Origin of the sequence: Acinetobacter sp. AG1 (assembly GCF_001005525.1) — a bacterium.
Classification (GTDB): Bacteria; Pseudomonadota; Gammaproteobacteria; order Pseudomonadales; family Moraxellaceae; genus Acinetobacter; species Acinetobacter modestus.
The window spans coordinates 93,949-104,676 of the sequence record NZ_LBMZ01000117.1 but is presented as its reverse complement, the minus strand read 5'-3'; the positions used below and the strand labels follow the sequence as shown (position 1 = coordinate 104,676).

The 10,728-nt window shown below is 43.2% G+C and carries 7 protein-coding genes, 1 other RNA gene and 1 pseudogene; 5 read left to right on the top strand and 4 right to left on the bottom strand.

Going from position 1 to position 10,728, the window contains the following annotated elements; all coding sequences use genetic code 11:
- Nucleotides 1-215 precede the first annotated feature (215 nt).
- Nucleotides 216-566 (top strand): transposase, encoded by a 351-nt coding sequence (locus tag AAV96_RS12645; protein ID WP_046739557.1) that lies wholly within the window; start codon nt 216-218, stop codon nt 564-566.
- A gap of 13 nt (nt 567-579) precedes the next feature.
- On the opposite strand, the gene AAV96_RS12640 is transcribed toward AAV96_RS12645, so the two are convergent.
- The 4 genes and pseudogenes from AAV96_RS12640 to AAV96_RS12625 form a co-directional block, all read right to left on the bottom strand.
- Nucleotides 580-1,404 carry a hypothetical protein gene (locus AAV96_RS12640; protein ID WP_046739556.1) on the bottom strand — a complete coding sequence of 275 codons (825 nt, stop codon included), beginning with the start codon at nt 1,402-1,404 and terminating at the stop codon, nt 580-582.
- A 396-nt stretch (nt 1,405-1,800) separates the two neighbouring features.
- Nucleotides 1,801-2,055: a hypothetical protein gene (locus AAV96_RS18580; protein WP_046739555.1), complete on the bottom strand. Its 255-nt coding sequence runs from the start codon at nt 2,053-2,055 to the stop codon at nt 1,801-1,803.
- A gap of 11 nt (nt 2,056-2,066) precedes the next feature.
- Nucleotides 2,067-2,849, bottom strand: a pseudogene (locus AAV96_RS12630) (filamentous hemagglutinin N-terminal domain-containing protein); the annotation flags it as partial.
- 181 nt (nt 2,850-3,030) lie between these two features.
- Complete coding sequence (locus AAV96_RS12625) at nt 3,031-4,062, bottom strand: LysR family transcriptional regulator (protein WP_046739553.1); 1,032 nt, start codon at nt 4,060-4,062, stop codon at nt 3,031-3,033.
- A 196-nt stretch (nt 4,063-4,258) separates the two neighbouring features.
- Here AAV96_RS12625 and AAV96_RS12620 point away from each other — a divergent pair, with 196 nt between their 5' ends.
- From AAV96_RS12620 to ssrA, 4 genes are all read left to right on the top strand, one after another.
- Nucleotides 4,259-5,482 (top strand): efflux RND transporter periplasmic adaptor subunit, encoded by a 1,224-nt coding sequence (locus AAV96_RS12620; protein ID WP_046739552.1) that lies wholly within the window; start codon nt 4,259-4,261, stop codon nt 5,480-5,482.
- 5 nt (nt 5,483-5,487) lie between these two features.
- On the top strand, nt 5,488-8,667 hold the full coding sequence (gene adeG, locus AAV96_RS12615) for a multidrug efflux RND transporter permease subunit AdeG (protein WP_046739551.1): 3,180 nt from the start codon (nt 5,488-5,490) through the stop codon (nt 8,665-8,667).
- Between the two features lie 10 nt (nt 8,668-8,677).
- Nucleotides 8,678-10,123, top strand: coding sequence for an efflux transporter outer membrane subunit (locus tag AAV96_RS12610; RefSeq protein WP_046739550.1), 1,446 nt, complete (start codon nt 8,678-8,680; stop codon nt 10,121-10,123).
- 218 nt (nt 10,124-10,341) lie between these two features.
- Nucleotides 10,342-10,701, top strand: a transfer-messenger RNA (tmRNA) gene (gene ssrA, locus AAV96_RS18015).
- The last annotated feature ends 27 nt before the right edge of the window (nt 10,702-10,728 follow it).

Here is a 10,728-nt window from a genome sequence, read left to right as displayed (position 1 = left end):
AATGGATAAAATTGTCTGATCTGAAATAAAAAATATTTTTAAATATGTTCAATATGTACATTATTTAAATTTAATGGTAGATTTTGGGATGTTAAAAACTTGAGCAAAACGGTCGGGAAATTACCGCGTAATAACAATTTATCTGGACTCAAAATTATTTTGATCCTCTAAATTCATCGGTAACGTAACAGTATAGGAAGTATCAAGAAATTTTTATGCGAGCTCATTCATTAGAACTTCGAAAGAAAGTGATGGCGGCTTATCGTCAAACAAAACATAAATCTAATGTCTGTAAACAATTTAATATTGCGCGATCCACTTTAGATGAATGGATTTCTTTAGAGAAAAATACTAAAGATCTCAAACCACTACCTGCTACTCGTAATGGAAGAAGATTCTCAATTAAGGACTTAAAAAGCTTCGAAGAATTTATTGATTCAACGCCTTACCATCAAATTAAAGACTTACTTGAACCTTTTGAACAGCATTTTGGTTATAAAATTTCTTATTCCATACTTTGGAGAGGTCTAGATAAGATAGGAAAAGTCAAAAAACAAAAAACTTAATACTTATAATATCTTATTCATTATATTGGTAAACACCAAGCCGAAAACGTTTGTTGGCTTCTGGATTAGCTTCATCATTTTTACAATGATCGATCGCTGCCGAGATGATCGCTTTAGACATTAAATTCCACAAATCAACGCTCAATTGATTCAATTTTTCTACTGACTCTTGACTCAACTCATCTGCAAATATCGCTTGCTCTAAAAAATTTGTATTTTGAGTTAAATTGCTAATTCCTGCTGACAAATGATCAGAAATATTTTGAGTAAATAACTGTTTACTTTCATCAGCTTGTGGATTTGGGGTAAAACTTGAATTTTGTAAAATCACATTGTCATTTTCTTCTACAACAATACCTAAACGTTTCAATTCTAATAAAATTGATTTAGGGTGCTTTTCTGAAGAAATCTGTTTAACTAGACTTTCAAAACTATTCTCTTCACCTTGAAAGGGAATCTGCAAAGGTAGTTTCTGATTGATCCATACACCAACAACACGCGCAGGAACGCTGATCGGTAATTGTAAATTAAACTGATCTACGAGTGTATATTCACCATAAGTTTGGCAAAAACTTCTCACATCACGACGGTTTAACCCTGACAATAGGCTAATCGCTGAATCTGTTTTCTTTTGTTTAATCGATTCTAACTCTTTAATCGCTTCATTATAGAACAATGCTTTAAGCGCAGTGGTGAACTCATTGTAGCCAATACCAGATTTTATTAGCCAATGAATGAGCTGAGGCATAATGCTGATAACATGCTCTAATGTTGTTTCAGTATCATGAGACAACATCGTATCTTCAGCAACAACTAAAGCTGACGTGTCTTTACTCATGCAAACTCCAATATCCAACACAGCGTAAATAGCTATTGAGATCAACCATGACTTTGGTCTTAATTGTTTGGTATCACTCGAACGATCTAAGTATAGAATTGTAGCCTTTTTTTTGAAAAATTATGTATATTTTTACTATGGAATAAAAATATTTTATAAATAATCAATATATTTCAAATATATAACACACAACAAAAGCGAATAAATTCAGATTATATCTGTCTATAGAATTTGAACAAATGTGACTGAATCACATCAGTCACATTTCTTATATAACAAGCATATTGAGCTTAATTAACAGTTATTTTCAACATAAAGTTCATTTTTCTATTTCTACTCACAAAAATCGTGCTTATCAATAACTTTTACTACACTTAAGCATAGGATTGTTCTTAATCAAAACAGCCAACCAATTTGAAATGCAAAACGAGGACTCCTGTCGATATCACTTTTAGCAGTAGATGTATTACGCCAAGCTAGTGTCGTACTATAATCCCAATCTTGATAACTTCCTGCTAAACCAATTCCTGTACTTGCTAAAGATCGACTGTTCTTTTCATTTAAATAAGCGTTTTTATTTTGTTGAATATGTCCAATATCATGAAATAAAAATGTATTGATAAAAGGCAAAAATTGATAATAATAATTCATTGATGCTCCCACATCCCGCCTGAATTAATCAGAGCTTGTGCCTTACCTTGATTAATGGTGTAACCCAACAAACTACCATTATTTAAATTCAGGGTAATATCACCGCCTGCTGCCAATAAAACATTGCCCTGTGGTGCTTTAATCGTTCCTGTTTGTTTTATTGTCGGGGCAATCAGAGCAACTGTACCGCCTGTTGGCACAGTAATTTTCCCTCGGTTCTCAACAACTTTGTTGTTACTCGTATTGCTAAAATTAAACAGATTGTTATTAAAATCACTGTTGCTTAGATTTAAGGTGGATGCTACTAAGCCCGCTGTATTGACCTGTGAAGTACTCCCAAATAGCACTCCATTTGGGTTGATAATAAATACCTGTCCATTGGCATTTAATTGACCATTTAAAGTTGAAGTATTGGTACCCGTAACTCGGTTTAAAGTAATCGAGCTACTATTGGGCTGCACAAAATTCACAATTTCATTGCTATTAGTCGAAAAGCTACTCCAATCAATCGCAGCTTTTGATGTTGACTGGTTAATAGTTGTGGTCGTTCCTGCAGTTGAAATACTCGCTGTACCTGAACTCACCACCCCACCTGTTGGTCCTGCAAATGCAATACTTGCGCTCAAAACATTCACAGCAAAAAACGCTGCTAATTTTGTAGTAAAGCCTAGAGTAATTTTGGATTCTTTTTTTGTTGCAGTTTGCTCTGCGACAATGCCCCCTTTTGCGATTTCACTCACAACTTGCCAGCAAAGATGTGTAGAATTCCATACTAATCGATAAATTTTATTCATGAATTTTCCTATTGATTTTTAATATTTTTTCAACTTTTTGTTGAGTGTTTTTTTTACCATATTTTTTATTTTTCTTAATTAATTTTCAGACAAGTAACTATGATAATAGAAACTATTTTAATTATTCCAAGATCGATTTTATAAACTCAAAAATAAAAAAAATAGCTTTTTGAAATTCTATTTAAGTTTTTAAGGTCCGAGCTTCAGCAATATTATGCTGCTCGACCAAAGTTCGAAGGGTATATTCATGGTTGCTTTTCTGATCGCAGGCAAATGCACATTTTTCATCTAGCGGCAAAGCACTGCCACCTAATAATGGACAACTAGCAAATAGCTCCGCTACCCAATCGACAAAGACTCTTACTTTTTGTGATAAATGGCGACTCTGTAAATAAACTGCTGAAATTGGCATTGGTGCAGGTGTCCATTTTGGCAATACTTCTTTTAACGTTCCTGCCTCAAAATGATTGGTCAGCATATAACTTGGACCTTGAATCAAACCAAACCCTTGCAGCGCCAAATCGATATAAGCATCGCCATCATTGACGGAAACCTGCCCATTGACACTAACACTTTGAATCAGCTCATCGACCACAAAATCCCAGTCAAAGTTGCGCCCTGTACGGCTGGAAAAGAAATGAATGGCTTGATGATTTTTTTGTAAATCTTCAAGTGTCTTCGGTTCACCATATTTTTCTAAATAACATGCCGATGCTGCCGTAGCACACTGGAACGTACCAATACGGCGGGCAATCAAGCTCGAGTCCTGTAGCTCTCCCACCCGAATCGCGCAATCCACCGCCTCACCGACCAAGTCCACAGGACGATCATTCATCCCGATCACTAAATCAATATCGGGATAACGGTTATGAAACTCTCTTAATCGTGGAATGAGAATCAAGCGACCAATCGACACAGGCACATCAATACGTAATCGTCCTCGCGGTCCTCGTTCCTCATCATGGAAAGAAGATTCAATATCTTCGACATCTGCCAAAATTCTGAGGGTACGGTCATAATACACTGCACCATCAGGAGTTAAGCTGAGCTTACGCGTGGTGCGATTGAGTAAGCGAACTTGTAAATGTTTTTCTAAAGCCTGAATGGTAGTAGTCACCGAAGCACGCGGTAGTCCCAGACTATCGGCAGCCAAACTAAAGCTGTTCGTTTCAACCACTTTATTGAAGACTTTCATTGCATGAAATAGATCCACACGCCCACTCCTCATTGCTGCATTTTTCAGTTTCACACAACAATTATTATAAAAATACGAATAGTGTTATCAAATTTAGTATATTTATTCGTAATTGACAAACTTTTATGCTCCTTTCATTCCATAAACCTGTTTCTCCCATACAGACCAAAACAAAAAGTCTGAAAACAGGGATTCAAATAACCAGGAGCATCCCATGTCACTTTCTCGCAAACAGCTGACGCTGTCTGCCGTCATTCTTGCTATTTTTGCAACGGGTGGCAGTTTTATTCTCTTCCAAGAAAATGCAGATGCGAAAGCCACCCCAACAGCAGCTGCACCGCCTGCTGCAACCGTTGATGTCGCCAGTGTGGTCAGTCAGACCATCACCGACTGGCAAGAATATTCAGGGCGGCTTGAAGCCATTGATCAAGTCGATGTTCGACCCCAAGTTTCCGGTAAACTGATTGCCGTTCACTTCAAAGATGGTAGCTTGGTCAACAAAGGGGATTTATTATTCACCATTGACCCGCGTCCTTTTGAGGCAGAATTGAATCGGGCTAAAGCGCAACTGGCTTCTGCGGAAGCACAAGTCACTTACTCTTCAGCAAATTTGGGCCGTAACCAGCGCTTAATTCAAAGTAACGCGATTGCCCATCAAGAGCTTGATCAAGCGGAAAATGAAGCACGCTCAGCCAATGCCAACTTGCAAGCCGCTAAAGCCGCTGTCGAAACTGCCCGTTTAAATTTGGAATACACCCGTATTACCGCCCCTGTCAGTGGACGTATTTCCCGTGCCGAAGTCACTGTGGGTAATGTGGTTTCCGCAGGCAATGGCGCCCAAGTCCTCACCAGTTTGGTTTCGGTGTCACGTCTGTATGCGTCTTTCGATGTTGATGAACAAACTTATCTAAAATACATCAGCAATCAACGCAATTCAGCCCAAGTTCCTGTCTATTTAGGTCTCGCCAATGAGTCTGGTTTTAGCCGTGAAGGTTATATCAGTTCGATCGACAATAATTTAAATACCACCTCAGGCACCATCCGTGTCCGCGCCACCTTTGATAATCCCAAAGGAGTGATGCTTCCTGGGCTATATGCCCGCATTCGTTTGGGCGGAGGACAACCACGTGCAGCGATTCTGATTAGCCCAACGGCGATTGGTGTTGATCAAGACAAACGCTTTGTAGTCGTTGTCGATGCGAAAAATCAAACCGCTTATCGCGAAGTTAAATTGGGTGCTCAGCAAGATGGCTTGCAAATCATCAATAGCGGCCTGCAAGTCGGTGATCGCATTGTCGTGAATGGTTTACAACGTATCCGTCCCGGTGATCCTGTCAGTCCACATCTGGTCCCTATGCCAAATCCTCAAATTATTGCCGATAACACAGTACAACAACCTCAGCCTACAGATAAAACCCCAACTTCGGCAAAAGGTTAATCCGCATGAATATTTCTAAATTTTTTATTGATCGCCCGATCTTTGCTGGGGTGCTGTCCGTCCTGATTCTATTGGCGGGCTTACTCTCCCTTTTCCAACTACCCATTTCTGAGTATCCAGAAGTGGTGCCCCCCTCTGTCGTGGTACGTGCCCAATATCCGGGTGCCAACCCTAAAGTGATTGCTGAAACGGTTGCTTCTCCTTTGGAGGAATCCATCAACGGCGTAGAGAACATGCTGTATATGCAGTCTCAAGCCAACAGCGATGGCAACCTGACCATTACTGTTAATTTCAAGCTCGGGATTGATCCCGATAAAGCCCAGCAACTGGTCCAGAATCGGGTTTCTCAAGCCCTGCCGCGTTTGCCCGAAGATGTACAACGTCTCGGTGTGACCACGCTAAAAAGCTCACCAACCTTAACCATGGTGGTGCATCTGACCTCACCCGATAATCGCTATGACATGACCTACTTGCGTAACTATGCCGTACTCAATGTCAAAGACCGTCTGGCACGCTTACAAGGCGTGGGTGAAGTCGGCCTGTTTGGTTCGGGTGATTACGCCATGCGCGTATGGTTGGACCCACAAAAAGTGGCTCAACGTAACCTCACAGCCACTGAAATTGTCAACGCGATTCGTGAACAGAATATTCAAGTCGCTGCAGGAACCATCGGTGCTGCGCCAAACAATTCACCTTTACAGCTCTCGGTGAATGCACAAGGTCGTTTAAGTACCGAGCAGGAATTTGCTGATATTGTTTTAAAAACAGCTGCAGATGGTGCAGTGACTCGACTCGGTGATGTCGCGCGTGTTGAACTTGCCGCTTCGCAATATGGTTTACGTTCATTGCTGGACAATAAACAGGCGGTGGCGATTCCAATTTTCCAAGCACCGGGTGCCAATGCCTTACAGGTCTCTGACCAAGTACGTAGCACCATGGCGGAACTGTCCAAAGATTTTCCATCTTCAATTAAATACGACATCGTTTACGACCCCACCCAATTCGTACGCTCAAGTATCAAAGCAGTGATTCACACTTTGCTTGAAGCGATTGCACTGGTGGTTGTGGTGGTGATCCTGTTCTTACAAACATGGCGTGCTTCAATTATTCCGTTACTGGCTGTGCCTGTTTCAATCATTGGTACCTTCGCCTTAATGCTGGCCTTTGGTTATTCCATCAATGCCCTGTCACTGTTCGGGATGGTACTCGCCATCGGGATTGTGGTCGATGATGCCATTGTGGTGGTGGAGAATGTTGAGCGGAATATTGAAGCAGGTCTAAGTCCAAGGGATGCCACTTATCGTGCCATGCGTGAAGTCAGTGGACCGATTATCGCGATTGCGTTGACACTGGTTGCCGTGTTTGTCCCCCTCGCCTTTATGACAGGATTAACTGGGCAATTCTATAAGCAATTCGCCATGACCATTGCCATCTCTACCGTGATTTCGGCATTTAACTCCCTCACGCTGTCACCTGCTTTAGCAGCCATGTTGCTCAAAGGACATGATGCTAAACCTGACTTTTTGACCCGCGTGATGAACCGAGTCTTCGGACGCTTCTTCGCACTGTTTAACCGTGTGTTCTCACGTGCCTCGGATCAATATAGTCGAGGGGTGAATCGGGTCATTTCCCATAAAGCCTCAGCCATGGGCGTATATGCAGCTTTACTTGGTCTGACCATCGGGATTTCTTATATCGTTCCGGGTGGCTTTGTGCCCGCACAAGATAAGCAGTACCTGATCAGCTTTGCCCAGTTACCGAATGGTGCTTCACTGGATCGAACCGAAAATGTCATCCGTAAAATGAGTGATGCTGCGCTAAAACAGCCTGGTGTAGAAAGTGCTGTGGCTTTCCCAGGTTTATCGATTAATGGTTTTACCAATAGTTCCAGTGCAGGGATCGTCTTTGTCACCTTAAAACCTTTCGCTGAACGCGAAGCAGCGGATCTTTCTGCCAATGCCATTGCAGGTGCCTTAAACCAGAAATATTCAGCGATTCAAGATGCTTATATTGCGGTCTTCCCACCACCACCCGTGATGGGTCTCGGCACCATGGGTGGCTTTAAACTCCAGTTGGAAGATCGTGGCGCTTTAGGCTATGCCGAGTTGAATAACGCAGCACAATCCTTTATGAAGGCGGCACAATCTGCACCTGAGTTGGGCCCGATGTTCTCTAGCTATCAAATCAATGTGCCACAACTGAATGTTGATCTGGATCGGGTCAAAGCCAAACAACAAGGCGTTGCAGTCACTGATGTATTTAGCACCATGCAGATTTATCTCGGTTCACAATATGTGAATGACTTTAACCGCTTTGGTCGCGTCTATCAGGTACGTGCTCAAGCCGATGCGCCGTTCCGTACCAATCCAGAAGATATTTTACAGCTTAAAACCCGTAACAATACTGGGCAAATGGTGCCACTGTCTTCTCTGGTCAACGTCACCCAAACCTATGGCCCAGAAATGGTGGTGCGCTATAACGGCTATACCGCAGCGGATATTAACGGTGGTCCTGCACCGGGTTATTCATCCAGCCAAGCCGAAGCTGCGGTTGAGCGAATTGCCGCTGAAACCTTACCACGTGGCGTGAAATTTGAATGGACTGACCTGACCTATCAAAAAATCTTGGCAGGTAATGCTGGATTGTGGGTCTTCCCAATCAGCGTGTTGTTGGTGTTCTTGGTCTTGGCGGCACAATATGAAAGCCTCACTTTACCATTGGCTGTGATCCTGATTGTACCGATGGGTATCTTGGCTGCACTGACAGGCGTCTGGCTCACAGGTGGAGATAACAACATCTTTACCCAGATTGGCTTAATGGTACTGGTCGGGCTGGCCTGTAAGAATGCCATTTTGATTGTCGAATTTGCCAGAGAACTGGAAATGCAAGGCGCGACAGCATTCAATGCTGCGGTTGAAGCCAGCCGTTTACGTTTGCGTCCGATCCTGATGACTTCAATCGCCTTCATTATGGGTGTAGTTCCACTGGTGACATCAACAGGCGCAGGTGCTGAAATGCGCCATGCCATGGGCGTTGCAGTATTCTTTGGCATGATTGGAGTCACCTTCTTTGGTTTATTCCTGACCCCTGCCTTCTATGTGTTGATTCGTACCCTGAACAGCAAACATAAACTGCATTCAGCAGCTGTGCATGAAGCACCACTGCACAGTTCACACGATCACTAAGGAGCAGGATATGACAGGATTCAAACCACATTGGATGCTCTCCTCACTTATGGGAAGCCTTCTGCTTGCAGGCTGCTCATTGGCACCTGAATATCAGCCGGCCAATCTAGTTATTCCACTGCAATTTAAGGAAGCGGATGCAAAACTAGATGGTCCCAACTGGACCGTCGCGCAACCTGCCGATGCACAGTCTCGCGGTGAATGGTGGCGGATTTTTAATGATCCCCAATTGAATGATCTGGAGCAACAGGCCATTGCGGGTAACCAGAACCTAAAAGCGGCAGCAGCCAATATTCAGGCCTCACGCGCTTTAAGGTCTGCTGCGCAAGCTGAGCGTTTACCCAGCATTGGTGCAGGTTTTGGGCCAACCCGTCAGAAGCCCTCACCCGCTTCTTTAGGACTTGATTCGGATGCATCCACATCTGCACGTACTTTATGGCGGGCGCAAGCCAATGTCTCCTATGAACTGGATCTATTTGGACGGGTTGCCAGCAGTATCAATGCAGCGACCGCAGATGTACAGCAACAGGAAGCCTTGTATCATTCTGCACTATTAGCACTGCAAGCAGATGTGGCACAGGCTTACTTTCTGATTCGTCAATTCGATGCTGAACAAGCCATCTATACGCAAAACATCAAGTTACTGACAGAGAATCAAAATTTGATTCAAGCACGTTATCGCAATGGTCTCGCCAGTGATCTGGATGTTTCTCGTGCGCAAACGGAACTCTCGACCGCCCAAAGTACTGCACTCAGCATTACACGGAATCGCGCCAGTACCGAACATGCATTGGCAGTATTACTCGGTAAACCGCCTGCCGAATTTAGTTTAGCGATTCAACCATTGTCCGCTACTGCGCTTCGTCTCCCTGCGGGTTTACCTTCGAGCTTGCTTGAACGTCGTCCCGATATCGCTGCTGCTGAACGGGCTATGGCCGCCGATAATGCACGGATTGGTATTGCCCGTGCTGCCTTTTTCCCCAAACTGGATCTCACTGGTGCGCTGGGTTATGAATCAGCAAGTTTAGGAGATTTGGGTAAATGGTCGAGTCGAACTTTTTTACTCGGCCCTGTTGCAGGCACAATTTTGTCTTTACCGTTATTTGACGGCGGGCAACGTAAAGCAGGTGTAGCTCAGGCGCGTGCAGGCTATGAACAAAGTGTCGCCAATTATCGGCAGACCGTGCTGAATGCTTTCCGTGAAGTTGAAAATGGTTTGTCTGATCAGCGTATTCTGGATCAGCAGATACAGACACAGGGTCAAGCACTTACCTCATCCCGACATGCTAATCAGCTTTCACATTTGCGTTATCGTGAAGGCAGCATTAGTTATCTGGATGTGATTGATTCGGATCGGAGTATCTTGCAGCAAGAGCAACTCGCTGCACAGCTTCATGGCAGTCGAATGATTGCCAGTGTAGATATTATTCGGGCTTTAGGTGGTGGATGGCATTAACCTAAGCTGCCGAGTCATATGCTATTGTTTTAATGAAGGGATATAAATGTATATTCCCTCTTTGAAGTTCCAATTTAACTAAACGTTAAAAAGCCAATTCTTAAAGATATGCTATTAATTTATGATTTCAATTAGATTGGTTTTTAACCACAAACCTCAAAGCCTGTAAATTTAGATTTAAATTTTCAATATTTATGCTATGATGCTCGTTCATATATGGGGGTGTTATTGGCTTCGACGCTGGTGATGAAGCTCATAGATGCATGCCGAGAGCGCATTTTCTCTCGTAAATAAAATTTGCATTTTAATAGTCGCAAACGACGAAACTTACGCTCTAGCTGCCTAAGGGCAGCTTGTCCGCTTCACTGAATACTTGTGGTCAGTGAACCCGACCGAAGCGCACGCACACAAGTCCGTATAAAGTCAAGCCTCGGGGCTTTATACCAAACTTAGAGGATCGCGCCTTGTACCCTGTTCGTCGGGTCGCTTGGTGTTAAAACAATAGACGATATCTAAGCATGTAGTATTCTCGAGTGTAGTGCTGGCGGACGCGGGTTCAACTCCCGCCACCTCCACCAAATATCTAAATTTGTATGCTGTCATAT